Raw genomic sequence first — 26,851 nt, 5'->3', positions numbered from 1 at the left:
TGAGCAAAACGATCTGTCGCGTGGCGATCACGCTTGTCCGGACGGTGACCGATTAATGGTTGCCAGTTAACCTGGCCACGGTTATATTGCATCCGTTGCATGACTTCAATGCAAGAATCCCCTCACCGACAGCAGGACCTAGATGATGAACTCCCTGAAAAAATTGGCTGGCGCGGCCGCAGTAGCATGCGCATTGACCGTCGCACCGTTCGCCCACGCGGGCCTGGTCACCTTCGATATCAAGTGGGCCAGCGCGGGCGGCGTCGATGCCGCCTTTGCCGAACTGACGCTCGACTCGACGCTGATCGACACCGCGCCGCTCAGCCCGCGCACGATCGACATCAGCCGCATCGACAACCTGAAGCTGACCGTCAGTGGCGCAAGCGTCGGCAACGGCGTGTTCAGCAAGCAGGACTTCTCGTCGATCCTGTTTTACACGGCAGCGCCGCTGGACTTCCGCCGCAACCTGATCGGGCAGCGCGTGGTGGTCGGCAGCGATCCGCGTAACGATACGACCTATGGCGATGCGGACGGCATCTCGGGCGGCTTCGCCTTCTTTGCCAACCAGATGACCACGCCGAGCGGCCTGCGCCCGTTCGCGCTGATCACCGACCGCACTGCCGAAAATTCGGACTTCCTGACCGTCAGCTCGATCGTGGCGCGCGACGCCGTCTCGGCCGTGCCGGAACCGACCACCTACGCGATGCTGATGGCCGGCCTGGCGCTGGTGGCAGCGCGCGCCCGCCGCAAGAGCCGTCGCTGACACCTCGTCAACACGTCGAGTTCACGCCCGTCAGGTCAGCCTTCTTACATCGACCAGCAACATGACCCATAAAAAAAGCCCCGCGCCAGGTGATGGCGCGGGGCTTTTTTGTGCAGGTGCTTACTTCCCGCTGGTGGTGCTGGCCGCACTGGCCGAGCTCGAATAGCTGGGCGCATACGGCAGCACCCGCGCCGCCATGCGCGCGTCGGCCTTGAGCAAGCCCACCTCGTCGGCCAGCACGTGCACGGCTTCGTTGAGCAGCACGTCCTTGGCGGCCTTGGCCTGCTTTTCCGCCTCCAGCTCGGCCGCCAGCGAACGCTCGGCGCCCTGCAGGCCGTCGTCGGCGCGCAAGGCGCCCTTCATGTCCGTGACCTTCGGTACCGGCGCCGTCTTGCCGTTGGCCGGCTTGGCGGCAATCGCCTTGTTGAGCGCGTCTTTCGGATCAGGCAGCAATACCGGGTCGTCCGCACCCGGCGCTGCCAGCAGGCGCGCCTCGCGCAGCTTGGCGCGCGCTTCCTGTTGTTCGCGCTCCTTGCGGCGCACGGTCTCGTTGAGCGAAATCGCGTTGTCCTTGCGCTGCTTGTTGACCAGGGCAATGTCCTCGGCCAGGTACTGGAAGTCCTTGTCCTTGGCGATGCGGGCCGTGTGCTTCTTATCGAGCACCGGCAGGATGTCCTTGAGGTCGCCGGCCGGGATATAGGTTGCCGGCGTGATCTGGGTCCATGGCAGCGCGTTGTCGTAGCTCGATTCGCCGAACGATTCGGCGTCCGTCATGGTCGGCAGCTTCAGGTCGGGCGTGACGCCGCGCAGCTGGGTGGTGCCGCCATTGATGCGGAAGAACTGCGCGATGGTGAACTTGACCTCGCCGTAGCGCACCTTGTCGTCCTGGGCAAAGCGGTCCAGGCTGAACAGGGTTTGCACGGTGCCCTTGCCGAAGCTCGGTTCGCCGATGATGACGCCGCGGCCATAGTCCTGGATGGCGGCCGCGAAGATCTCGGACGCCGACGCCGAACCACGGTTGATCAGCACGCCCATCGGGCCGTCCCAGGCCATGCCGGCGCGGGTGTCGCTTTCGACTTCCACTTTCTTGTCGGCGCTGCGCTGCATGACGACCGGGCCCTTGTCGATGAACAGGCCGGTCAGCTCGACCGCTTCGTTGAGCGAGCCGCCGCCGTTGTTGCGCAGGTCGATCAGGAGGTTGTCCACCTTGTCTTTCTTGAGCTCGCCCAGCAGCCGTTCGACATCGCGGGTTGCGCTCTTGAAGTCCTTGTCACCCTTGCGGCGCGCCTCGAAGTCCTGGTAGAACGTCGGCAGCGAAATCACGCCCACGCGGCGCTTGGTATTGCCATCCTTGACTTCGTAGATGGTTTTCTTGGCCGACTGCTCTTCCATGCTGATCTTCTGGCGCACCAGCGAGACCACCGTGTGCTTGCCGTCCGGGCCGGCATCGGCCGGAATGATCTCGAGCTTGACCGTGGAATCCTTGGGACCGCGGATCAGCGCCACCACGTCGTCCAGGCGCCAGCCCAGCACTTCGGTCATCGGGCCCTTCTCGTCCTTGGCCACGGCCACGATGCGGTCGCCGACCTTGATCTTGCCCGACAGGCCGGCCGGGCTGCCCGGCACCACTTCGCGCACGACCACGTAGTCGTCGCGGCTTTGCAGCACGCAGCCGATGCCCTCGAGCGACAGGCGCATGGCGATGTCGAAGTTGTCGGCAGCGCGCGGTCCCAGGTAATTGGTGTGCGGCTCGATCGACATGGCGTAGGCGTTCATGAAGATCTGGAACGCGTCTTCGCTGGTGGGCTGGCGCGACGGGCTCAGGTAGCCTTCGTAGCGCTTGTCCAGCGTTTCGCGGATGCTTTTATCGTCCTTGCCGGCCAGCTTCAGGCGCAGCCATTCGTTCTTGACGCGCTTGCGCCACAGTTCCTTCATCTCGGCGTCGCTCTTGACCCAGTCGGCTTTCTCGCGGTCGAGCTGGTAGGTCTCGTCGGAGCCGAATTCGAACTTGCCGTTCTTGACCAGGTCGCGCGCATAGGCGATGCGCTCGCGCATGCGGGTCTGGTACAGGTTGAAGATGGCAAACGGCACGCTGAGATTCTGGCCGTTGATGGCGTCGTCCAGGCGGGTGCGCACGATGGCGTACTGGTTCAGATCGGCCTGCGTGAAAAACAGTTTTTCGGAGTCCAGCGATTTGAAGTAGCGGTCGAAAATCTTTTCCGACATGGCATCGTCCAGCGGCGCTGCCTTGTAATGCAGCTTGGTCAGCACGCGCGACGCCAGCACGGCGGCCTCGGCCTGTCCAACCTGGGGCTTGAGCGGCGCATCTGCCACCTTGTCCGGCACGGCTGCGCCGGCCTGGAATGACAGGGCCGCGATCATGGCCACCAACAGCATTTTTTTCTTCATCGGCTAACTCCGGAATGTTTGGACAGGTACGACAGGCGGTAAAAATAATAAAAGGAAATCGAAGCGACAAAAAAACCACAACTGCATCGCGTGTAATTGTCTCCGCCCTATCGATTCATTTTACAGGATAGCAGTTGGGACACCATACTGTGCAGAAGGAGTTTCCCGGCTGAACCTTAAGCACGACTGAATGGCTGGCGGGAATACGTAGAACTCCTTATTTAACTGCTGCAATATATTATTTAAGTCATTGTTTCTAAGACGAAAACTCACAATGATGGGTGAAAATATGATTGCTTTTAGGAAAACTTCTGCTAAAATAGATCTGACGCATTTCAGCTTTAGTACTTCAGCTTCATGACGACGCCGCCCTTGCCGCCGGTGTTGATCAGCCCGCCTCAACTCGTGAGGCGCTTGTTTTTCCTTGCCTTACGCAGCGCTCCCACACCTTGGGGGCATATTCCGTTTCCGAACGACTAATAAGATCGACTATTACACCCGATGAGTAAATCCCTGATGAATCCCCGCGACTGGGGAGTTGGTACCAAAATCACCGTCTTCACGTTTGCCCTGATCACCGTGATCATGGCCGTGCTGCTGAGCCTGATTAACCTGAGCACGTCTTCCATGCTGGCCGAGCGCGCCCGATCCAATGTCGCCAATTCGCTGCACGGCATCAGCAACACGGTCGAAGTGTTCAACAACGCCATGACCAACGAGGCATCGAGCTTCGCGCGCCTGTTTGCGTCCGAATTCGACGAGGGCAAGTTCACCCTGGACCCGGCACGTACCATCGAAATCGCCGGCAAGCCGACGCCAACCCTGATGCACGGCGACAAGGTCCTCAACCTCAACTTCTCGGTGCCGGACAAGTTCACCAATGAAACCGGCGTGATCGCCACCGTGTTCGCCGCCGACGGCACCGATTTCGTCCGCGTGACGACGTCGCTGAAAAAAGAAAACGGCGACCGCGCTGTCGGCACCAAGCTCGACCTGGCACACCCGAGCTATCCGCTGCTGCGTAACGGCCAGAGCTATATCGGCCTGGCCACGCTGTTCGGCAAGCAGTTCATCACGCAGTACGACCCCATCAAGGATAGCGCCGGCAAGGTGATCGGCGTGCTGTTTATCGGCCTCGACATCTCCAAGAACATGGAAATGCTCAAGCAGAAAATCAAGCAGTACAAGATCGGCGAGACCGGCTACATCTACGTGATCAATGCCGCCAAGGGCGACAAACAGGGCACGGCGCTGGTGCACCCGCGCCGCGAAGGCGACAACCTCATCGACATCAAGAGCACCGACGGTCGCGCCATCATCCGCGACATGCTGGAAGCCAAATCGGGCAGCATGATCTACAACTGGTCCGAAGGCCCCAACCAGGCGGCCCGCGAGAAAATGGTCGAATTCCACACCTTCAAGGACTGGAACTGGCTGATCGTCGGCGGCACCTACACCGATGAAATCACCGGCGAGGCCGTGATGCTGCGCAACCGTTACGCGCTGGTGGGCCTGGCCGCGCTGGCGATCTTTGCCGTGCTGCTGTTCCTGCTGGTACGCAAGGTGGTGTCGCGGCCGCTGGCCCGCGCCGAGCAAGCGGCCGACCGCATCGCCCGCGGCGACCTCGATGTCCACCTGGACATCGACAGCAAGGATGAAATCGGCAAGGTGCTGCAGGCCCTGAACGGCATCAGCAGCAACCTGTCGGGCGTGGTGGGCCAGGTGCGCGCAGGCGCCGAGCAGATCACCACGGCAGCCACCGAGATCTCCAACGGCAACCTCGACCTGTCGAGCCGTACTGAGGAACAGGCGTCCAGCCTCGAACAGACGGCCGCGTCGATGGAAGAGCTGAGCGGCGCCGTGCGCCAGAACGCCGACAACGCTGCCCAGGCCAACCAGATGGCGATGGCCGCGTCCGGCGTGGCAGCACGGGGCGGCGAAGTGGTGGCGCAGGTGGTCGATACGATGGGCTCGATCAACGCATCGTCGCGCAAGATCGTCGACATCATTTCTGTGATCGACGGTATCGCCTTCCAGACCAATATCCTGGCGCTCAATGCGGCCGTGGAAGCGGCGCGCGCCGGCGAACAGGGGCGCGGTTTCGCCGTGGTGGCCTCCGAAGTGCGCAACCTGGCGCAGCGCTCGGCCACGGCCGCCAAGGAAATCAAGGAACTGATCGACGACTCGGTCAGCAAGGTGGACGCCGGCAGCCGCCAGGTGGCCGAGGCGGGCAATACCATCCGCGAGGTGGTCGAGAGCGTGCGCCGCGTGACCGACATCATGGCCGAGATCAGCAGCGCCAGCGACGAGCAGCGCACCGGCATCGGCCAGGTGCACGACGCCATCCACCAGATGGATGAAGTCACGCAGCAAAATGCCGCGCTGGTCGAAGAAGCGGCTGCCGCTGCGGCGGCATTGCAGGACCAGGCCCACGACCTGGTCGAAGTCGTGCGCATCTTCAATCTCGGCAGCAATGCCGGCGCCGTGCACTCGCTGGTGAAGCCGGGCACGAAGTCCCCTTCGCGCCTGGCGCTGAACTAGCCGCCGGTCACACGCGCCGGACCGAGCCGCCCGCGCGCCCGCGCCGGCGGCTTTTTTTCTTTATAATCACGGCAACACCTCATCCACTCACCCGGCCACCACGCGCCCACCGGCTTGCCGCAAGGATTATGACCATGAAAACCATCGCTGCCCTGATTGTCGGTTCCACCCTGCTGGCCAGCCTGCCGGCCTGGTCGCAGGTCACCGTCGATCAGCCCTGGGTGCGCGCCACCGTGGCTGCCCAAAAAGTCACGGGCGCGTTCATGACGCTCACGGCCGACCGCGACAGCCGCCTGGTGGCGGTCAGTTCGCCGGTCGCCGGTGCGGTGGAGATCCATGAAATGAAAATGGCCGGTGACATGATGCGCATGCGCCAGGTGTCCGCCCTGGAACTGCCGGCCGGCAAACCGGTGGCGCTGACCTCGGGCGGCTACCACCTGATGCTGTTCCAGCTCAGGCAGCAACTGAAGGACGGCGACAAGGTACCGCTGGTGCTGGAAGTGGAAAACGCCGCCAGGGTGCGCAGCAACGTCAAGGTCGAGGCGATCGTCAGGCCCCTGGCCGCAGCTGCTCACGCCGACCACTGAATCTGTTTGCACCTCTTCTGCTCATGTCATCATACAACTAAGATAACATGAGAAAACGTTTAACCGCTTGATTTTTAAGGCTTAACTGATTCTTGCGCGCTGCTTTGGTGGAGTGATACTTATTTTAGATATCGAGTTGTATGATGTCTGATATGTGCGATATGATCGGCACATACCGATAAGAAGGAGATCACGCATGGTAACGCAGCAACCACAGGCAACGCGGGTACGCTGGATGATACTGGCCGTATTGTTCGCCGTTACGACGATTAACTACGCCGACCGGTCCACTGTCGGCATAGCCGGCCCGGAGCTGACCCGCGTGCTCGGCCTGGACCCGCTCCAGATGGGCTATGTGTTCTCGGCCTTTTCCTGGTCATACGTGGTAGCGCAGCTGCCGGGTGGCTGGCTGCTCGACCGCTTTGGCACCAAGATCGTGTATTTCTTCAGCATTTTCCTGTGGTCCGTATTCACCATGCTGATGGGCACCGTGGGCTTTCTGACCGGCGCCGCCGCGCTGGTCACGTTGTTCTGCCTGCGGCTGGCCATCGGCGCGGCCGAAGCGCCCTCGTTCCCCGGCAACAGCCGCATGGCCTCGTCATGGTTTCCCACCGCCGAGCGCGGTACAGCAGCAGCCATCTTCAATTCGGCGCAGTATTTCGCCACCGTGCTGTTCAGTCCGCTGATGGGCTGGCTGGTCCATGCCCATGGTTGGGAGAGCGTGTTTTACGTAATGGGCGCACTGGGCATCGTGATGTCGTTCTTCTGGCTCAAGCTAGTTTACGGACCGAAACACCATCCGCGCGCCAACAAGGCCGAGCTCGAGTACATTTCGGCCGGCGGCGCCCTGGTCGACCTCGAAAGCCGGGACAAGAGCGCCGCCGGCGGTGGCATCGACATCTGGTCGGCGATCCGCCAGCTGCTGGGCAGTCGCATGCTGCTGGGCGTATATATCGCCCAGTACTGCATCAATACCCTCACCTATTTCTTCCTGACCTGGTTTCCGATCTACTTGGTCAAGGAGCGTCACATGACGATCCTGAAAGTGGGCCTGGTGGCGGCGCTGCCGGCCTTGGCCGGTTTTCTGGGCGGGGTGCTCGGTGGCGTGATATCGGACCGCCTGATCAAGCGCGGTTACTCGCAATCGAAGGCGCGCAAGCTGCCGATCGTCGGCGGCATGCTGCTGGCGATGACGATGATCGTCTGCAATTACGTCGATGCAGACTGGCTGATCATTACCGTGATGGCGCTGGCGTTTTTCGGCAAGGGCATCGGTGCGCTCGGCTGGGCAGTTGTGGCCGATACGTCGCCGAAAGAAGCCGGCGGCCTCAGTGGCGCGCTGTTCAACAGCTTCGGCAACATCGCCGGGATCACGACCCCGATCGTGATCGGCTACATCCTGCAGACCACCGGTTCCTTCGCCGGCGCGCTGGTGTTCGTCGGCGCCAACGCGGCGTTGGCCATCGTGTGCTATGTGTTCATGGTGGGCGACATCAAGCGTTTCGAGTTCAAGACGCCGGTCACCCGCGCATGATGGCGTAGGCGCCCGGCGCAGTCAGTACCTGTACTGCGCCTTCAGCGTCACCCGGCGCGGTTCACCGGGCGCCACCCACAGCTGCTGGTAGGAACTGGCGTAATACACCTTGTCGAACAGGTTGTCGATGTCGAGCGAGAAGCGCAGCTGGCGCGTGGCGTCCACCGACGACACCAGCTTGGCCGTGGTGTAGGCAGGCAGGCTGAAACTCTGGCTGATCGCGACGTCGCCGTTGCGTTCGCCGACATAGTTGAGGCCGCCGCCGAGCGAGGCGCGCCTGCCGGCCACGCTCAGCTGGCGCACCAGCAACAGGTTGGCGGTGTGCCGGGGTACATTGGCCACCCGGCCGCCCACGGCCAGCACGTTGTCGCGCAGGATGGTGGCGTCGGTGTAGGCGTACGAGAACGACAGCCGCAGCTTGCGCGCCAGCTCGCCTGCCACATCGAGTTCCACGCCCTTGCTGCCGACTTCGCCGGCGGCCAGCGAGAAATTGGTATCGGCCGGGTTCACGGTCAGTACATTCTGCTTCCTGATCGAGTACATGGCCAGCGTGCTGTTCAGCTTGCCATCGGCCGTGTCGAACTTGACGCCCGCCTCGTAGGCGCGGCTGCTCTCCGCCGGAAACGCGTCGTTGCTGATGCTGATGCCGCTGTTGGGCCGGAACGACTTGGCGGCCGACACATACAGCGACAGCTGTTTGTCCGGCTGATACACCAGGCCGGCGCGCGGGCTGGTGGCCCAGATGCGCTGCTGGTTGACCCGCCCGGCCAGCAGCGCGTTGGTGATGCGCTGGCGGTAGGCGTCGCGGCGCACGCCGAGCAGCGCCTTCCACTGCGCGCCCAGATCGACCTGGTCCTGCACGTAGGCGCCGGTGGACCACTGCTGCTCGCGGGTATCGATCGAGCGCGCCAGGTTGGTCGGCTGCGCACCGCCGTACACGGGCTCGTAGATGTCGATGCTGTACGGCGCGGCCGCGCTCGGATTGCGGCGCAGCTGCAGGCGGTCGTCGACGAAGCGGTAGCCATCGACGCCGACCAGCACATTGTGCTGCACGGCGCCGGTGCTCAGCCGGCCAAGTACTTCCAGCCGTCCCGACCAGTCCTGGCCCGAAAAATCGCGGTAGCGGCGCTGGCGCCGCAGGGTGCGGCCGTCGGCCTGCAAGGCCGAGGCCTCGCTGGAAAAGCCGGTGAACCGGCTGCTGCGGTAGGACAGTCCGCTCTGGAGCGACCAGCCCGGCGCGAAGTCGTGCTGCAGGAAGACCTGGTGGCCGGTGGACTTGATGGTCGTGCGGCCATCGCCGGGTTCGCCGAGGAAACGCGATGCCGGTATCAGGCCCAGCACGCCGTTGACCGCGACCACGCCGCGGTCGAGCGCACCGTGCTGCAGCACCTGCTCGATTTCGTACGACAGCGTGGTGGTGTCCGAGATGCGCCAGATCACCGACGGCGACAGCAGGTGATGCTCGTTGCGCACCACGTCGCGGAAACTGTCGCCCTTTTGGTAGGCGCCGTTCAGGCGGTACGCGACATTCTCGCCCAGCGGCCCGGTCAGGTCCACTGCAGTGCGATAGGTGTCGTGACTGCCGATCGACTGCTCCACCATGTACGACGGCTGGAACAGCGGCTTCCTGGTGGTGATGTTGATGATGCCGCCCGGCTCGCCCCGGCCGTACAGCGCGGCAGCCGGTCCCTTGAGGATCTCGATGCTGCTGACATTGGCCGTGTCGCGCTGGCCGTTGTAGCCGCGGCTGGAGCTGAAGCCGTTGACCAGGAAATCGGAACCGTAGCTGGGGTCGCCCGTGAAGCCGCGGATCGCATAGCTGTCCCAGACGCCGCCGAAATTGCTCTGGCGCGCGATGCCGCTGCCCAGGTCGAGCGCATCGGCCAGGCGCGTCACGCCGGCGTCGCCGAGCATGTCCGCGGTCAGCACGCGCGCGGCCTGGGGCAGGTCCTTGAGGTCGGTCTCGGTCTTGGTGGCGCCGGTCGCCGACAGGCTGCGATACGGCTGGCGCGCCGCCACCACATCAACGACATCGCTGACTTCGGGCTGCCGATCAACAGCAGCAGCAGCAGCGTCGAGCGGGCCGGCCACGGCCAGCCAGGGATAGGCGGCGGCCAGGCACACGGCCAGCCGCGAAGGACGAACTACGAACATGAAGGCTCCAGGGATGACATCGCAACAGCGTGGCATTCTACACGGAATGCAACTCAATTGCATTATCGCGCCAGAGCCCTGCCCTCGTCACATGCGCGACGCCATCATGCCTTGAAGAACTTCAGCAAGTCGGCATTGATCACGTCGGCGTGCGTGGTCGGCATGCCGTGCGGGTAGCCCGGGTACGAAATCAGCTTGCCGTTCTTGACCAGCTTGACCGACTTGGCGCCGCTGTTGGCGAAAGGAACGATCTGGTCGTCTTCGCCGTGCAGTACCAGCACCGGCATGTCCAGCGCGCGCAGGTCGTCGCTGAAATCGACCTGGGCGAACTGGAAGATGCAGTCGTACGCCGCCTTGACGCCGCCCATCATGCCCTGGCGCCACCAGTTGGTGCGCATCGCTTCCGACACTTTGGCGCCCGGGCGGTTGAAACCGTAGAACGGCACGGTCAGGTCCATGTAGAACTGCGACCGGTTGAACGCGGTGCCCTTGCGGATATCGTCGAACACGGACAGCGGCACGCCGTCCGGATTGCTGGCCGACTTGACCATGATCGGCGGCACGGCGCTGATCAGGACCACCTTGGTGACCAGGCCCTTGCCGTGCTGGCGCGTGTAGCGCGCCACTTCGCCACCGCCGGTCGAGTGACCGACGTGGATCGCTTTTTTGACCTTCAGCGCGGCGACCAGCTCGGCGGTGTCCGCGCTGTAGGTGTCCATGTCGTTACCCTTGTCGGTCTGGGTGGAACGGCCATGGCCGCGGCGGTCGTGGGCGATCACGCGGTAGCCGTGCTGCAGGAAGAACATCATCTGCGCGTCCCAGTCGTCGGCGCTCAAGGGCCAGCCGTGGTGGAACCACACCACCGGCGCGTCTTTCGGGCCCCAGTCCTTGTAGAAGATCTGGGCGCCGTCCTTGACGGTGACGTAGCCGCTGTCCATGGTGGCGCCGCGCAGCGCTGCAGCACCGGCAGCGGCCGCCGACGACGCCGACGGCAGGGTGGCTGCCACGGCGGCAGCCGCCACGCCGAGGCCGCCGGCGATGGCGGACCGGCGCGAGGTAATGGTGTCGAGAGGGGTAGTTTCGGATTTCACGTCGTGCTCCTGATGGCTGTCATTCGGATGGTGGGGACTGTCCACGCCACGCGTGGACCGACTCCGCCATTGGACACCATCGCACCCTACCTTGTATTCTGTCTTAAGATAGGGCAACTACACCGAGGGGAAGCATGACCGCCAGGCCAGGACCGACGCGGCTAGTTGTAGAAACAGCGTGCGCAGACCTGGCGGTACAGGCTGTTACCGCCGATCAGCACCTGGTCGCCCTCGCGCACGCGCACGCCGTGTTCGTCGGTGCGGATATTCATGGTCGCCTTCTTGCCGCACTTGCAGATGGTCTTGATTTCTTCGAGGCTGTCGGCCAGCGCCAGCAAGGCGGCGGAGCCGGGGAAGGGATTGCCCTGGAAATCGGAGCGCAGGCCGAAGCACATCACGGGCGTGTTGGTCGTGTGCACCCACCAGTGGAGTTGGTGGACTTGCGATACGGTCAGAAATTGCGCTTCGTCGATCAGCACGCACGCGACCTTGACGTCGCGCAGCAGCGCGGCAAAGTCGGTCTCGGCCGTGTAGGTCGTCGCGGTGCTCTTGAGCCCGATGCGCGATGCGATCACGCCGAATCCGTCGCGGCCATCGAGCGCGGACGTGAGCAGCAGCACGTCCATGCCGTTTTCCTTGTAGTTGTGCGCGACTTGCAGCAGGTAGGTGCTTTTGCCGGCGTTCATCGCCGAGTACCTGAAATGTAGACTTGCCATGGGATTCCAATCAACGCGCCGGCCAGCGGCGAAAAAAGTGTGCGCGATTATAAACCCTGGGCACGGGGCGCCGGCCACCGCAGCACCGGCGCCACGACAGCGCCCGGATATAGGGGCGATAACGGCCGGTATTCCGCGCTCGGCCGGTCGCGGTTCGCTGTTACCATGTGATCATCACAACAACCATACCCAGCAACGATGGAAATCGTCTTCCTCATCGCCGGCGTCCTGGCGCTCGGCGTACTGTATTCGGTCACGGTGGCCAGCGCCAAGCCGATTCCCGGCAGCGGCATGTACAAGATCTCGCGCGACGGCCGGGTGCTGATGTGCGCCGGGCCGAAGGTGACGGCGGTGCGCCCCACCCTGTATCCGGACGGCTTGCGCGTCAAGCTGCGCGGCGGCAACCGGACCGGCGAATTCTACGTGCACGAGCTGGTGGCGGAAGTGTACCTGCCCAACCCCCGCGGTTACACGCTGGTGCGCCACAAGGATGGCAATGTGCGCAACAACAACATCGACAACCTCGAGCTGATCGCAGCGCCGCCGGCCGCGCCCGCGACCGCGCCCGATGCTGCGCCGCCGGCGCTGCCCGACAATCTGGTGCAGACCTGAGACGCCGATAAAGGCCGGCAGTTTCGATCCCGGCCCGAGCTCCTGCCCCGGCCCGCAGCCCCGGTTACGCTCCCTCTGCGCCCCGTCTGCGCCGCCTACGGCCGCGCCGCAGGCGACGCCGGCCGGTCCGCAGGCTGGCCCGGATGGTAGCGCCGCTCGAGATGGCGCTCGACATCTTCGCGGTAGAACAGCACTTCCTTGAACTCGCCCCGGGCGAACATTTCGGCCTGGTCGGCGAAATGGGGCGACGCCGGGTCGCCGCTCTGCCCGCCTACGAGGATGCTGCGCGCCTTGATGCGCGGCCCGAACTCCACCACGGCGACAAAACTGTTGCCGCGCTCGCCGTAGATGCGCCGCGTGGTCTGCGGCGACGTCATGCCGTAGGCAGCCAGCGCGCCCCAGTTGGCGGACGCATACGGGATCGGCAGGCTCGGCTTGCTGTCGTCGAACGGCTGCACCAGGTCGCCCGTCAGGCGCTGGTAGCGGTTGATCTCGCCCCACGGCGTCTGCCAGGTGCCGAAGTCCCGGGTGAGCTTGGCGGACGCCCGCACCAGTCCTTCCAGGCGCTGGCGCGGCGTCAGTGCGGCCTGGAGATAGTCGAGCACGAGCACGTCGCGGGTCTTGGCGATTGGGCCGAAGGCGGCCGTCAGATCCTGCGCCCAGTAGATCGCCAGCGAGGTCGGTACCGAATCCAGTGCGTAGCCCAGGTCCCAGCCGCGCAGGGCCGCCATCTGCGGCGCCAGGCCGGCCCGCAGCGGATCGTCGGCCGGCAAGGCGTCGTAGGCGGCGAACAGCGGCGGCAGCAGCGGCTCGAAGGCCGGCAGCGCGGTATCGTAGGCAGCAGCGATCAGGCTGTCGATGGTGAAGTCGCGGCGGTTTTCCATCACCCGCACGGCGTGGATGCCGCGCGGATTTTCCGGGTTCATCGACATATACGCCGGGTAATCGCTGGCCCTGGGACTGTACGGGCCGGCCGCCGTGAACGGCCAGTTGTTGGTGTTATAGATCCAGCCATTCTGCGGATTGAACAGGGTGATGGTCTCCTCGACCTCGTGCAGGCCCTGCCACTCGGTAGCCGGATCGCTGCCATCGACCGGGTGCCGGAAGTCGATGGCCGGATTGCGGCGCGGGATGAAATTGCCGTGGAAATAGGCGATATTGCCGTCTGCATCCGCATACACGGTGTTGTTCGACGAGTTGGTGCGCAAGGTCATCGAGTCGTAGAACTCCTGGTAGTTGCGCGCCTTGGTGCGGATGAAGGACTGGGTCAGCGCCTTGCTCGGCTCGTTCATCAGGCGCACGGCGATCCACTTGCCGTCCCTGGCCCGCACGATCGGGCCATGGTGGCTGTAGTACACGGTCACGGTCTTGCTGGCCATGCCCTGGGCCGTCTTGTACGGCAGCACGATATCGACCGCCTTCAGCGGCCGCTGCTCGGCGCCGTACTGGTAATAATACTGCCCGTCCCTGTCGATGATGGTTTCCAGGTATTCGTCGATGACATCGCCGCCGCCGGACGTATGCATCCAGCCTACGCGGTCGTTGAATCCCTGGTACACGAAGAACTGTCCCCAGGTCACGGCGCCGTAGGCATTCAGGCCCTCGCGGCTGTGCACCTGCACTTCGGGACGGAAATAAAACGACGTGTGCGGGTTGATCATCAACAGCGCATGGCCGTTTTTCGTGATGGCCGGGGCAATGGCGAAGCCGTTGGAGCCGCCCGGCTCGTGGTCCAGGTCGCTGCCTTCGGCGGCCAGCAATACCGGCGCCATCAGCGGGTGGGCGCCGCCGGCATACAAGGCTTCGAGCTGCTTGAGGTCGATGGTTTCGATATCGCCGCCGATGCTGCCCTCGCTGAACGCGAGCGCCATCCACGGCTCGAAATGGGTGATCAGCGCGGGCTTGACGTCGGCGTGGGTGGCCAGGTAATAGTTCAGGCCGTCCGCGAACGCCACCATCAGCTTTTTCAGCAACGCGGGACTTTGCTGGTATTGGGCCTTGAGGAACTCGGGCGTGATGAACAGCTTCATCCGCAAGTCGCGGTACAGTTCGGCCTCACCCTCGACTTCGGCCAGGCGGCCCAGGGCATTGATATAGTTGCGCTCGATGCGGTGGAAGTCGTCTTCGGCCTGCGCGTACAGCAGGCCGAAGACGGCGTCGGCGTCGCTGTGGCCATACACGTGGGGAATGCCCCAGCGGTCGCGCAGGATGGTCACCCGCCTGGCCTGGGCCTGCATGCGGGCCAGGTCGGCGCCGGATGGCGGCGCCGGCACCGGTTTGGCGGCCAGTGCGGCATTGAGCGGAACAAAGCAGATCAAGGCCAGCGTGGCGCGCCATCGGTGAATCGACAAACTCCAGTCAGGATGAGGCCAAAACAGATCAGGCCGACACCAGCTCCGAAATACGCCGCTGCAGCGCGGTGATTTCTTCGAGCAGCGCCGCGTTTTTCTCGCGCAGCGCGGCATTTTCGCGCCGCAGCTCGTCTGCCTCGCCGGGATTGCGATTGTAATCGCGCTCGCCGTCTTCGCGCGCACCCTTGGCTTCCTTGGGCGGTTTGCCGGCCGTGCGCAGCTCGCGCACTTCCTTGGCCGCCTTTTGCAGCTCCTTCTTACCACCAGCGACCGCAGCGATCTGCGCCTCTTCGGGCAGCGAGGCCACGGTGGCGGCGGCATTGATCGAGATCGTGCCCGAACGCACGGCTTCCACCAGCTCCGGCGTGGCGGTCTTCTGGATCTTCTCGATCTGGCTGATGGTGGCGCTCGACAGGCGGGCAGCGCGGGCGATGTCTTCGCGCGAGCTCAGCGGCATGGCAGCCGGCTTCGGTTTCGCCTCGCCGTCGGGCGGTGCAATGGCCGCGTCTTCGGCAGCGGCTTCGGCCGCCAGTTCCAGCGCGCGGGCCCGGACGATTTCCTTCTTGCGCAGCGCCAGCACGCCGCGCTGGTAATCGGAAATGCTGCGGCGCCCCAGGTTGTTGTCGATCATCCACAATTTGACATCGTCGAGATCGCGGAAGCTGGTGTTTTCCACCGCCTTGAACGGAATCCCGTGTTCCTGGCAGATCTGGTAGCGGTTGTGACCGTCCACCAGGATGTCTTGCCACAGGACCAGCGCGTCGCGGCAGCCCTCGGACAGCACGCTGCGCTCCAGTGCTGCGTATTCGGCCTCGGTCAGCGGTTCGATGTAGGCGCGCAGCACGTCGTTGATTTTGATTTGCATGGTTTTCCTTGAGTACAGGCGGCGGCGGGCAAAATGCGCCTGCCAGCTGCGCCACGCGACATGCTACACCATCCGGCGCGCCGGCAAGCGGGGGCCGCTGGCGCGGTCTACCAGGTCGCGCCATGCGCGATGTTGCAGTGCAGCTAAGACTGGCTTAAGAATTGCCCTTTATTATCTCAATCAGTCAAACATGCTTTCTCCAGCTATTGACCAACGGCCCCGGGTGGTTGCTGCCACCGCGGGGCTTTTCTCGTTGTGACGATGCGCTTAGTTGACGGCCACCTCCGGCATGGCAGACGAGTGGTGGTTCAGGATCTTCCAGTCGCCATCGATCTTTTTGTACACATAGGTGTAGCGCGCCTGCACATCGCGCGGTTTGCCGTCGACGGTCAGGCGAAACGTGTACACGCCGGTGTCGAGCGCCGAGTCGGGACCGAGCACGCGGATCTGCCGCATATTGATGGTGCCGACCGGTTTCATCTTGAGGAACTTGGTGAAATAGTCTTCGATGGCGGCCGGCGTGGTGCGCACTTCGTTCGACACGGTCGGCTCCAGCACGCCATCGCTGGCGTACAGGCTGGCGACCTTGGCAGCGTTGCCGGTGGCCAGGGTGGCGTTCCAGCGGTCGAACAGTGCCGCGATCTCCGCTTCCTGGGCATTGGCAGGCGCGGTGGCCACGCCGGTGTACAGCTTCGGCGCGATGTCGGCAACGGCAAAGCTGGTGGTAGCGGCCAGGGCCAGGGCGATCAGGACTTTTTTCATGGTGAACTCCAGGTGGTTGGGAAAGATCGGCAGGCTGCGACTGCCAATGACCGCAGTATGGCCGCCGGGCCCACCGCCAAAATCTGCCGGCCGGGGGTTGCGGCATATGCCGGGCGGCATATAATCGTCGGCATACACATGAAACTGGTTGAACGATGACTACTGCTCCCGTTGACAGCGCCCTCGCCGTACGCACCCGCTACCGTCACAGCGAAAGCAGCGCCGCCCGCTGGCGCCTGCTCACCGACGCGGCCGACGCACTGGCCCGCGACGGCGCCCGTGCCGGCGCCCTGTCCACCGTGCTGTCGAAAGTGCTGGCCTTCCTGTCGCTCGAGGACGGGGTGATGCTGGTGCTCGGTGACGATGCACTGCAGGTTGCGGCCAGCCAGGGCCAGGTGCCGCCCGTCGGTGCGCGCATCGCCCACGCAATGGCGCTGCACACGGTACTGCAACCGGGCCCGGTGGCGCCGCTGGTGCGGCAGGACGTTCCCAGTACGCTGCGCATCGGCCGCGAGCAGCGTGCCGGCCTCGAGGTGCTGGTGCCGCTGTGCGTGGACGGCAGGCACCGCGGCATGCTGGCCCTGTTGAGCAGCGCTGCGGCGCCGCCGCCCCATCCCGACGACCTGCTCACGCTGCAGGCGCTGGCCACCCTGCTGGCAGCCGCGCTGGCCAACCACCAGGCGGCGCCGCGCGTGGGGGCGACCGAGGCGGCGGCCGTGCTCAAGGCGCTGACGCCGCGCGAGCTGCAGATCCTGGCCCTGCTGCCGCAAGGCTGGACCAATGCCGCCATGGGCGCACACCTGGGCATCGCGGCCGGCACGGTGAAGGTGCATGTGGAACGCATCCTGCACAAGCTCGATCTGAACGACCGCACCCAGGCCGCCGTCCGCGCCGCCGACCTGGGGCTGGGATCGTGAGCGCGCCGCAGCGCCCGCACGGGCTGGCCCGGTTCCATCCGCGCCACTGGTCGCTCGGCTTCAAGGGCGGCTCCATCATTGCCGCGTCGCTGCTCCTGCTGCTGGGGTCGGCCGCCACCAGCTACACGCTCGAACGCAACACGGCCGCCGCCACCGCCGACATGCTGCGCACCATGCAGGCGCAGGCCGACATCCAGCGCCTGCACACGCAGATCGCCGAGGCGGCCACGGGCGTGCGCGGCTACCTGCTGACCGGCCGCGACGACTTCCTGGTGCCGTATCACCTGGCGGCCGAACAGCTGCCGGCCACGCTGGCCAGCCTGCAGGCGCGCGCGGTCGATCCCGAGCAGCGCGCCAGCCTGGCGCGCATCACGCCGCTGCTGCGCAGCAAGCTCGAGAGCCTGAACCTGCTGCGCGGCCAGCGCAAAGCCAGCACGGCCGAGCTGCAGCAGCACCTGCTCAGCAGCAAGCAGATCCTCGACCAGCTGCGCAGCGAAATCGGCGTGATGAACGTGCGCGAAGCAGTGCTGGTGGAGCAGCGCACGGCAGCCCTGCAACAGGCGTCGAACCGCAACCTGTGGATGTCGCTGATCGTGATCGGCGCCGGCATGGCCGGCGCGCTGGCCACGCTCACCTTCACCCTGGAACTGGTGCGGCGCGTGCGGCTGGCGGCCGAAAATGCCGAGCGCCTGTCCAACGATCTGCCGCTCAAGCCGACGCCGTCCACCACCGACGAACTGGGCCAGCTGGCCGACCGCCTGCACCAGGCCAGCGTGCTGCTGGCCGGACGGGCGTCCGCAGCGCAGGCCGCCAGCCGCGCCAAGACCGAATTCCTGGCGCGCACCAGCCACGAACTGCGCACCCCGCTCAACGCCATCCTCGGCTACGCGCAGCTGCTCGAAGCGGGACTGCGCGAACCGCGCGCGCGCGAACACGCCGAACATATCCGTCAGGCCGGCCAGCACCTGCTATCGCTGATCAACGAGGTGCTCGATATCGGCCGCATCGAAGCGGGCAAGCTGACCCTGGCCTGCGCGCCGGTCGCGCTGGCGCCGCTGCTCGACGAAGCGATGATGCTGATGGCGCCGCTGGCGCGCCAGCGCGGCGTGCAGCTGTGCCGCGACGATGCCGGTGCGGTTAGTGCTGGTGCTGGTGCTGTTGCTGTTGCTGTTGCTGTTTGTGCTAGTGCCAGTGCTGCTAGTGCTGGCGCCGTTGGTGCCGTTGGTGCCGTTGGTGCCGCAGGTGCTGGTGCGGGTGCTGGTGCGGGTGCCGCTGGTGCTGGTGCTGGTGCTGGTGCTGGTGCTGGTGCTGGTGCTGGTGCTGGTGCTGTTGCCGCTGGTGCTGGTGCCGCTGGTGCTAGTGCTGGTGCTGGTGCTGGTGCTGGTGCCGCTGGTGCTGGTGCTGGTGCTGGTGCTGATGCTGGTGCTGGTGCTGGTGCTGGTGCCGCTGGTGCTGGTACTGGTGCTGGTGCTGGTGCCGCTGGTACTGGTGCTGGTGCTGGTGCAACTTGTGCCGCTGGTGCTGGTGCTGAGTCTGCTGATGCTGCTGGTGCTGCTGGTGTGGCTGGTGTGGCTGGTGCTGCGGGCGTCGCTAGTACTGCGCCAGCGCCCGACCTGGCCCAGGTCGCCGTCATGGCCGACCGCCAGCGCCTGCTGCAGGCGTTGCTGAACCTGCTATCGAACGCCATCAAGTACGGTCCGCGCGAGGGTGCGGTCACCATCATGGTGGCGCTGGACCGGCAGCAGGCCCGCATCGCCATCGACGACAACGGTCCCGGCATCACGCCGTCGCTGCGCAGGCGCCTGTTTGCGCCGTTCGACCGCCTCGGCGCGGAACGCGGCAAGACCGAGGGCGCCGGCCTGGGCCTGGCCGTGTCGAAAGCGCTGATGCAGGCCATGGGCGGCGATGTCGTGCTGGGCGACAAGACCGGACCCGGCAGCCGCTTCGTGCTGACCCTGCCGCTGGCAAGCGCCGAAGCGGCGCCGGCCGCAGACGACATCGATGAACCAAACCAGCCCACCCAGCCGGCACCGCCCGCCGCCCTGCCCGCCGATGCGGCCACCACCCACCACCTGCTGTGCGTCGATGCCGACCCCGCCACCCGCATGCTGGTCGCCACGCTGGCCCGGCGCCGCCCGCACTGGCGGATCAGCGCCGTGGCCGACGCCGCCGCTGCGCTGGCGCAGGCGCAGGCCGACCGGCCCGACCTGGTGCTGCTGGCGGCTAAACTGGACCACCCGGCATGGCGCGCCCTGCCGGCCCGCGTGGTGCTGCTGGGCCCGGCTGCAGGGTCGGCTGCAGGTTCGGCAACAACAGCGGCTGCGCCTGCAGCAAGGGACGCCGGCCGCCAGCCCGACCGGCTCGATCAGCCGCTCGATATCCCGGCGTTCTACGCCCTCCTCGACACGACAGGACACACCCCATGATGGAAAACCAGGTACTCGCCTCGCGCATCCTGATCATCGACGATCAGCCCGCCAACCTGCGGCTGCTGGAAGACATGTTTCTTGCCGAAGGACTGACCCACGTGGTCGGCACCACCGACGCCCGCACCGCGCTCGACCTGTTCACCGCGTTCGACCCCGACCTGATCGTGCTCGACCTGATGATGCCCGACCTCGACGGTTACGCCGTGCTCGAGCGCCTCAAGCGCCGCGGCGATCCTTACGATTTCCGCCCGGTGCTGGTGATCACGGCAGATGCCACGGCCGACGCCAGGCGCCGCGCCCTGTCGCTGGGCGCCAAGGATTTCCTGACCAAGCCGTTCGACACGCTGGAAGCGATGCTGCGCGTGTGGAATCTGCTGGAAACCCGGGTGCTGTACAAGCGGTTGCAGGCGCTGGCGCCGCAAGCCGAACTGGCCCCGCAAAGCTACTGCAGCCGCCTGCCCTGACGCCGCCGCATCCCAGGCACTCATGCTGCGACGCAATAAACAACCCGCCTGCGCGCACGGTTGAACCGGCCCGCTGCGGCAGCCTATGCTATTCTTGCCCCATAAAAATCGCCCGCGCAGCGGCTGCTACCGTTGCCCGGCAAGTTTGGTGCGATGCGCCAAACCAGTTCACCCAGCGAGGTTCTATGGCGACATCCTACAGCTATACCCATGCAGGCCACCACATCGTCTGCACCCCCAAACGCACGGCCGATCACGGTTACTATGCGAGTTTCCGCATCTATCGCGGAACGTCGCCGGCCGGCGACCTGGTCTACGAGCAGTCGTACCCGGCAGCCGAATTCGGCTCGGTCGACGGCGCCAACCGCTATGCCAGGGAAATGGCGACGTACTGGCTCGACCAGTGGCCGATCAAGGGCGCATTCACGCGCAAGCGCGACGGCCGCGCCATCAGCTACCTGGGCACCTACAGCGTCGGCCACGGCGCCGACTGGAACGCCCGCGTCTACTGCGACGGCAACCTGATGGCCACGCCTGGCGGCGCGTTCCAGTACGACATTCTGAGCAATCCCAACATCCACCAGGCAGCCGAACACGTAATACTGGCTTCGATCGAAGACAGCATCGGCACGCCGCGCTGAGTCCCCATCGACGGCAACTGGCGCGTGCTGCGCCAGTGCACCGCTTCGCTTTGTAGCCATACATCCATCGGCAAAATCAGAATTTTTCAGAATTAAATACGACTTAAACCAGGTTCATGCGCAGTGAATGTTCGCTCTCCAGACGGTGCAAAATGCACAGCAACGGAGCATATCTCGTTCATTCTGGTGCATTTACTTTTGAAAATGTTGTATTTCACCGACTTTTATACCAGTTTATTGACAGTATTTTCGGCCCCATGTTTTGATGGCCAGGCAATGCTTTGATCGAGCGATCAATATTGATCACAGGTCAAGTGTGAGCAGGCGACACGCGCCGACCTGGCGCGTTACTCAAAATAAAAGCTCAGGCAGGCAAGAGCTTCACCAAGGGGTATCAGATGTTGAGAAAAACCGTAGTAGCCCATGCGTTGTCGGTCGCCTTCATGGCAATCATTGCGTCTCACGCGATCGTGACGGTGGCCCATGCGCAATCGACCAATGGCAGCGTCTCGGGCAAAGCTGCCGCCGGCAGCGTGGTGGTCATCGAAAACAAGTCGATCGGTGTGTCGCGCACCGTCACTTCCGGCAAGGATGGCATGTATCAGATGTCGCAGATGGCGCCGGGCACCTACACCATCACCGTCAAGCTGCCCAATGGCGCGGAGCAGAGCGATACGGTCGTGATCAATCCGGGCCAGGGCAGCACTGTCAATTTCAGCGATGTGGCGTCGGTGACCGTGTCCGGCTCGCGCGCGGCGCGGATCGACTTCAAATCCCCGGAATCGACCACGGTGCTGAGCAAGGTGGCCATCGACCGCATCCCTGTGACGCGCGACGTGACCGCTGTGGCGCTGCTGGCGCCGGGGGCGACCCGCGGCGACAGCCGCATCGGTCAGACCAACCTGCGCGCCGGCAATGTGCCGTCGCTGGGCGGCGCCTCGCCGGCCGAGAACGTGTATTACATCAACGGCTTTAACGTCACCAATTCCCTGAACGGTGTGGCATTCAACCAGGTGCCGTTCGACGCCATCGGCTCGCAGGAAATCAAGACCGGCGGCTATGGCCCCGAATATGGCCGCTCGCTTGGCGGCGTGCTGTCCGTTACCACCAAGCGCGGCACCAACGAGTGGAAGGGCGGCGCCAATGTCATTTACGCGCCCGACTCGCTGGAGGGCTCCGCGATCTATACCGAACCGACGGTCAAGACCGCCGACGGCAAATACGTGCAACTGAAGCGCCCGGGCGGTACCGACGATCTCCAGGGCAATGTCTGGCTCGGCGGTCCGATCATCAAGGACAAGCTGTTCATCTTCGGCCTGGTACAAGGCGCCGACATCAAGCGCGACACGTACGGCAAGACGCAGCAGGATGTCACCACGTCGAAGTCGCCGAAATACCTACTCAAGGCGGACTGGAACATCAATGACAGCAATACGCTGGAACTGACTGCGTTCAGCGACAAAGCCAAGGACAAGGTCGATACCTGGCAATCGCCCAACGCCTACGCCGAAGGGCGCGGCGACTTTGTCGGTCATGACGAGTACACGACCGGCGGCGAAAACTATATCGCCAAGTACACCACCTGGCTGACCGACGACTTTACCGTGTCCGCGATGTACGGCCTGGGCCGCTACAACCGGAAGTCGAATATCGCCACGTCGGCCTGCCCGATCGTGCAGGACCTGCGCGGCAGCACCACCAACTACGGTTGCCGCACGGCCAGCACCATCACCGATCCGAATGCCAACGACGAACGCAAGGCATTCCGTCTCGACGCCGAATGGACGCTCGGCGACCACGGCCTGCGCTTTGGCCTGGACAGCGAAAAATACAAGGTGGTCGACGGCACGTCCTACTCGGGTGGCATGCTCTACCAGATCAGCACGCTCAACGCCGGTTCCACCGCCATCAATGGCTACCGCAATACCAGCGGCGCGCCTATCGATATCGTGACCAGCCGCGTGTTCGCCAACGGCGGCGCCTTCGAGACCGAGAATGCCGCTTACTACATCGAAGATAACTGGCAGGTCAGCAAGAACGTAGTGACCTCGCTCGGCATCCGCAATGAATCGTTTACCAACAAGAACGCGGTCGGCGCCACCTTCATCGAGGTCAAGAACACCTGGGCCCCACGGCTCGGCCTGACCTGGGACGTGCGCGGCGATTCGCAAACCAAGCTGTTCGCTAACGCCGGCCGCTACTACATCCCGGTCATGTCGAATACCAATGTGCGCCTGTCGGGCGCGGAAACTGATTACCGCGACGTCTACGTGTATGGCGGTTCGCTCGGGACCGACCGCTTCCGCCTACCTGCGCTCGGGACCAAGCTCGGTGATCGCCTGGTGTCGGGCAACGGCGAAGCGGGCGATCCCCGCTCGGTGGTCGACCCCAACATCAAACCGATGTACCAGGACGAATACATCCTCGGCATCCAGCAGGCGCTGGCCAACCGCTGGGTCGTCGGCGCCAAGCTCACGTACCGCAAACTGCAAAGCGTGATGGACGACATGTGCAATGGCACCGGCGCAGCCAGCTGGGCGACGGCAAATGGCTACACGGCCGACCAGGCGGCCATCCTCGGCGACGCCATCGACCATTGCTTCCTGTACAACCCGGGCAAGGACCTGACTGCCAACGTCGATTTCGAGGACGGCAAAGGCCTTACCCAGGTCCGGATTCCCGCATCGGCGCTGGGCTTCCCGAAACCGGAGCGTACCTACAAGTCGCTGGAGCTGACCTTCGAACGCCCATGGGACGGCAAATGGTCGCTGCAGGGTTCCTACGTCATGGCCTTCAGCAAGGGTAACACCGAAGGCTACGTCAAGTCCGACATCGGCCAGGACGACGCCGGTATCAGCCAGGACTGGGATTACCCGGGCCTGATGGAGGGCGCCTACGGCTACCTGCCCAACGACCGCCGCCATACCGTGAAACTGTTCGGCGCCTATCAGGTGGCCGACGAGTGGCGCCTCGGCACCAACCTCGTGGTGCAGTCGGGCCGTCCGAAGAACTGCCTGGGCTACTATAACGGCAACCTCGACACCGTCTCGATCGGCTACGGTTCGGCTTCGTTCTACTGCAACGGCGTGTTCAATCCGCGCGGCTCGCAAGGCCGCCTGGCATGGACCACCGAAGTCGGCGTGCAGGCCAATTACCAGCCGAAATGGCAGAAAGGCCTGACCTTCACGATCGACGCGCTCAACATCTTCAACGAGCGCACCGTTACCTCGATCAACGAGCAGGGCGAAACCGCACTGGGCACCCCGAGCGCGACCTACATGCAGCCGCAGTCATTCCAGAGCGCGCGCAAATTCCGCTTCACGGCAGCCTATGAATTCTAAGCTGCGTTCGCACCGGTCTTGAGCCGAAGCCGCCCCGTCGCCAGACCGGGCGGTTTTTTTTCGGCCAGGCAGCCCGCCCCGACGATAGTTCGGTTAGCATGCGTCTGCCCCGACTACAAGACTGCCACCGATGAAATTCACTGCCACTGTTGTTGCTGCCCTGCTGGTGTCCGGCGCTGCCTGCGCCCAGCATTTCGATGTTGCCGTCACCGTCGATGACCTGCCTGCCCACGGCGAGTTGCCGCCTGGTATGACGCGCCTCGGTATTGCCGAGACCACGCTGCAGGTGTTCCGCCAGCACGGCGTAAAGCAGGCGTATGGCTTCGTCAACGCCGGCAAGCTGGACAACGCGCCCGACGATGCCCGCGTACTTGATGCCTGGCGCGCTGCCGGTCAGCCGCTCGGCAACCACACGGCGACGCACATGGGCCTGTCGCAGGCGCCGTCGCTGGCAGCCTGGCAGGCCGATGTCATCGCCGGCGAAGCGGCAGTGGCGCAGCGCATGCAGGGGCAGGACTGGCACTACCTGCGTCTGCCCTACCTTGACGGTGGCGACCGGTTCGCTGCGGCGATGGCCTTTCTGCGCGCGCGCGGCTACCGCCTGGCCGACGTCAGTCTCTCGTTCGACGACTGGGCTTACGCCGACGCTTACGCGCGCTGCGTCACGCGCGGCGACCAGGCCACCATCGCCGCCATGAAAACCCAGTACCTGGCGGCGGTCGACCGCAGCATCGCGGGCATGAAGGCCGATTCGCAGCGCGTGTACGGCCGCGTGATACCACAAGTGCTGCTGACCCACCTGGGCGGCTGGAGCGCAGTCACCCTGCCGGACGTGCTGCAGCGGCTGGACCGCGCCGGCGCCCGCTATGTCACGCTGCAACAGGCGCAGGCCGACCCGGCCTATGCCGAGCCGCAAGGCGGCACCGTGATCGACCGTACCGCCCACGGTCGCGGGATCAGGCTCGACGTGCAGCCGCCGCCGGAGGGCAGCCTTGATCTCCAGCGCGTTTGCCGCTGAGCCGGGCCATCGGGTTCGCGCGCGCCCGGCGCCTGCTGCCGGGCCGCTTGTTGGCCTTCCCGCCAGGAAAGAATCGATACAGCCGACTTCAGAGTAGTCCTACAGCGAGGCCGCAGGCGCGCCGATAGCGCGCGGGCTGAGGAATGCTTAAAGTGTGGTTCGTTTTACACCAAAAGGAGCTCAACATGAAACAGCATCACGCACCAGCCAAGTTCGCCCTCGCCTTGATCCTGACCGCCGCCGCTGTTACCGGTTGCAAGAAGCAGGAAGTCAATCCGCCAGCACCTGAAGTTGTAGCACCGCCGGCCAATACTGCACCGACCGGTTCGCCACCAGCAGACAGCACCATGCCGCCACCAGCCACCACGCCGCCGGCCGATGGCGCCAGCGGTACCACCACGCCGCCAGCCGGCACCACGCCAGACCCGGCCGCCCCGCCACCAGCGCGTTAAGATTTTCCGCAGCAGGCCGGCCGCAGAGCGCAGCCGGCCTGCTGCCACCGTTTCAAGATCAGGGGATAGCCACCCCTGCTCCCCCGTCTGCTCCCCCGTCTGTTCCCGATCGCTGCCGTGGTTCTCCGGACTGTGCCAAGCTCCGGCAACGTGTCCATTGCATCACCTCCCCTACACCGATTCTCCTGCTGATGTTCCTGTTTTTACCTGGTTTTCCCATGCCGGCGCCGGTTGAAACGTGAAAAACTGACCAGTCTGCACTGCTGCACGATACAGTAAATCGTGGATTTGAATCAATTGTTATACTCGCGGGAAATATCAATCTACACTGGGGAATTGATGAGCTCTAACGACATCGCACGCCGCCTCGGCGCCGTCATACAAGAACACCAACAGCCGATCCTGGACGCCTGGATCGGCCACCTGAGCAGCCTGTCGTTCCGCAAGGATGCTGCCGCTGCCGAACAGCTGCGCCGCCATTGCACCCAGTTGCTGGCGTTGCTGCCGGGCGCCACCGTGGCCGGCGGCACCGACAATATCGAGGGCCGGGCCTGGGATGAAGTGCGCAACCTGCTTGGCGAAATCTCGACCGAGCGCGCCAAGCAGGGCTCGACACCGAGCGAAACCGCGACCTATGTGTTTTCGCTCAAGCAGACGCTGTTCGTGGTGCTGCGCGACGCGCTGGCCGGCGAGCCGGCCGTGCTGGCCCAGGCGCTGTGGGCCGCCACCACCCTGCTCGACCAGCTGGGACTGTACACGGTGGAAGTGTTCCAGAAGAGCCGTGACCAGATCATCGTGCGCCAGCAGCAGGAGTTGCTGGAACTGTCGACGCCGGTCGTCAAGCTGTGGCACGACGTGCTGGCGCTGCCGCTGATCGGCACGCTCGACAGCGCACGCACCCAGGTCGTGATGGAAACGCTGCTGGAGAAAATCGTCGAGACCGGCGCCGCGATCGCCATCATCGACATCACCGGCGTGCCGACCGTCGATACCCTGGTGGCGCAGCACCTGCTCAAGACCATCGCCGCCGCCCGCCTGATGGGCGCCGACTGCATCATTTCCGGCATCCGTCCGCAGATCGCCCAGACCATCGTGCACCTGGGCGTCAACCTGGAAGACGTGGTGACCAAGGCCACCCTGGCCGACGCCTTCGAAGTGGCGCTGTCGCGCGTGGGCGCACGCGTCACCCGCGTCGCCGCCTGAG

At 64.5% G+C, this 26,851-nt stretch carries 20 protein-coding genes; 13 read left to right on the top strand and 7 right to left on the bottom strand.

Features of this window, described 5'->3' with window-relative positions; all coding sequences use genetic code 11:
* Positions 1–142 precede the first annotated feature (142 nt).
* Entirely contained in the window at positions 143–763 is a 621-nt protein-coding gene (locus ASF61_RS10050) for a PEP-CTERM sorting domain-containing protein (protein ID WP_082491427.1), read from the top strand.
* A 120-nt stretch (positions 764–883) separates the two neighbouring features.
* On the opposite strand, the gene ASF61_RS10045 is transcribed toward ASF61_RS10050, so the two are convergent.
* Positions 884–3,172: a carboxy terminal-processing peptidase gene (locus ASF61_RS10045; protein ID WP_056154743.1), complete on the bottom strand. Its 2,289-nt coding sequence runs from the start codon at positions 3,170–3,172 to the stop codon at positions 884–886.
* 501 nt (positions 3,173–3,673) lie between these two features.
* Here ASF61_RS10045 and ASF61_RS10040 point away from each other — a divergent pair.
* The 3 genes from ASF61_RS10040 (at position 3,674) to ASF61_RS10030 (ending at position 7,834) form a co-directional block, all read left to right on the top strand.
* The gene (locus ASF61_RS10040) at positions 3,674–5,713 is read left to right on the top strand and encodes a methyl-accepting chemotaxis protein (RefSeq protein WP_056154740.1); all 2,040 of its coding nucleotides are present in this window, start codon (positions 3,674–3,676) and stop codon (positions 5,711–5,713) included.
* 134 nt (positions 5,714–5,847) lie between these two features.
* Positions 5,848–6,300 carry a copper chaperone PCu(A)C gene (locus ASF61_RS10035; protein WP_056155457.1) on the top strand — a complete coding sequence of 151 codons (453 nt, stop codon included), beginning with the start codon at positions 5,848–5,850 and terminating at the stop codon, positions 6,298–6,300.
* A 196-nt stretch (positions 6,301–6,496) separates the two neighbouring features.
* The gene (locus ASF61_RS10030; protein WP_056154738.1) at positions 6,497–7,834 is read left to right on the top strand and encodes an MFS transporter; all 1,338 of its coding nucleotides are present in this window, start codon (positions 6,497–6,499) and stop codon (positions 7,832–7,834) included.
* A 21-nt stretch (positions 7,835–7,855) separates the two neighbouring features.
* Here ASF61_RS10030 and ASF61_RS10025 read toward each other — a convergent pair whose 3' ends face one another.
* From ASF61_RS10025 to ASF61_RS10015, 3 genes are all read right to left on the bottom strand, one after another.
* Complete coding sequence (locus ASF61_RS10025) at positions 7,856–9,988, bottom strand: TonB-dependent siderophore receptor (protein ID WP_056154734.1); 2,133 nt, start codon at positions 9,986–9,988, stop codon at positions 7,856–7,858.
* 104 nt (positions 9,989–10,092) lie between these two features.
* Positions 10,093–10,926, bottom strand: coding sequence for an alpha/beta fold hydrolase (locus ASF61_RS10020; RefSeq protein WP_200919842.1), 834 nt, complete (start codon positions 10,924–10,926; stop codon positions 10,093–10,095).
* Between the two features lie 314 nt (positions 10,927–11,240).
* On the bottom strand, positions 11,241–11,795 hold the full coding sequence (locus tag ASF61_RS10015) for a thymidine kinase (protein WP_056154729.1): 555 nt from the start codon (positions 11,793–11,795) through the stop codon (positions 11,241–11,243).
* A gap of 198 nt (positions 11,796–11,993) precedes the next feature.
* Between ASF61_RS10015 and ASF61_RS10010 the strand changes: the two genes are divergently transcribed.
* Complete coding sequence (locus ASF61_RS10010) at positions 11,994–12,407, top strand: HNH endonuclease (protein ID WP_056154723.1); 414 nt, start codon at positions 11,994–11,996, stop codon at positions 12,405–12,407.
* Between the two features lie 95 nt (positions 12,408–12,502).
* Here ASF61_RS10010 and ASF61_RS10005 read toward each other — a convergent pair whose 3' ends face one another.
* The 3 genes from ASF61_RS10005 to ASF61_RS09995 form a co-directional block, all read right to left on the bottom strand.
* Positions 12,503–14,758, bottom strand: coding sequence for a penicillin acylase family protein (locus ASF61_RS10005; protein WP_229205781.1), 2,256 nt, complete (start codon positions 14,756–14,758; stop codon positions 12,503–12,505).
* A 28-nt stretch (positions 14,759–14,786) separates the two neighbouring features.
* The gene (locus ASF61_RS10000; RefSeq protein WP_056154719.1) at positions 14,787–15,623 is read right to left on the bottom strand and encodes a hypothetical protein; all 837 of its coding nucleotides are present in this window, start codon (positions 15,621–15,623) and stop codon (positions 14,787–14,789) included.
* A 267-nt stretch (positions 15,624–15,890) separates the two neighbouring features.
* Positions 15,891–16,385 (bottom strand): SgcJ/EcaC family oxidoreductase, encoded by a 495-nt coding sequence (locus ASF61_RS09995; RefSeq protein WP_056155451.1) that lies wholly within the window; start codon positions 16,383–16,385, stop codon positions 15,891–15,893.
* Between the two features lie 155 nt (positions 16,386–16,540).
* Between ASF61_RS09995 and ASF61_RS09990 the strand changes: the two genes are divergently transcribed.
* From ASF61_RS09990 to ASF61_RS09955, 8 genes are all read left to right on the top strand, one after another.
* Positions 16,541–17,302 (top strand): LuxR C-terminal-related transcriptional regulator, encoded by a 762-nt coding sequence (locus ASF61_RS09990; protein ID WP_056154716.1) that lies wholly within the window; start codon positions 16,541–16,543, stop codon positions 17,300–17,302.
* Positions 17,299–19,728 (top strand): ATP-binding protein, encoded by a 2,430-nt coding sequence (locus ASF61_RS23975; RefSeq protein ID WP_229205780.1) that lies wholly within the window; start codon positions 17,299–17,301, stop codon positions 19,726–19,728. Before ASF61_RS09990 ends, ASF61_RS23975 begins: the two co-directional genes overlap by 4 nt.
* A complete protein-coding gene (locus ASF61_RS09980) occupies positions 19,725–20,195 on the top strand; it encodes a response regulator (protein ID WP_056154713.1) in 471 nt (156 codons plus the stop codon). The genes ASF61_RS23975 and ASF61_RS09980 overlap by 4 nt, the downstream gene beginning before the upstream one ends.
* Before the next feature lie 185 nt (positions 20,196–20,380).
* On the top strand, positions 20,381–20,836 hold the full coding sequence (locus tag ASF61_RS09975; protein WP_056154710.1) for a hypothetical protein: 456 nt from the start codon (positions 20,381–20,383) through the stop codon (positions 20,834–20,836).
* Positions 20,837–21,234: 398 nt separating this feature from the next.
* Entirely contained in the window at positions 21,235–24,177 is a 2,943-nt protein-coding gene (locus tag ASF61_RS09970) for a TonB-dependent receptor (protein ID WP_082491425.1), read from the top strand.
* 130 nt (positions 24,178–24,307) lie between these two features.
* Positions 24,308–25,195, top strand: a complete 888-nt coding sequence (locus tag ASF61_RS09965; RefSeq protein WP_056154704.1) for a polysaccharide deacetylase family protein — start codon at positions 24,308–24,310, stop codon at positions 25,193–25,195.
* Positions 25,196–25,380: 185 nt separating this feature from the next.
* Positions 25,381–25,647 carry a hypothetical protein gene (locus ASF61_RS09960; RefSeq protein WP_056154701.1) on the top strand — a complete coding sequence of 89 codons (267 nt, stop codon included), beginning with the start codon at positions 25,381–25,383 and terminating at the stop codon, positions 25,645–25,647.
* Positions 25,648–25,986: 339 nt separating this feature from the next.
* Complete coding sequence (locus ASF61_RS09955; protein ID WP_056154698.1) at positions 25,987–26,850, top strand: STAS domain-containing protein; 864 nt, start codon at positions 25,987–25,989, stop codon at positions 26,848–26,850.
* Position 26,851: the final 1 nt, after the last annotated feature.

It is taken from the genome of Duganella sp. Leaf126 (assembly GCF_001423125.1).
Taxonomy (GTDB): domain Bacteria; phylum Pseudomonadota; class Gammaproteobacteria; order Burkholderiales; family Burkholderiaceae_D; genus Rugamonas.
This window is presented reverse-complemented; position numbering and strand designations above follow the sequence as displayed.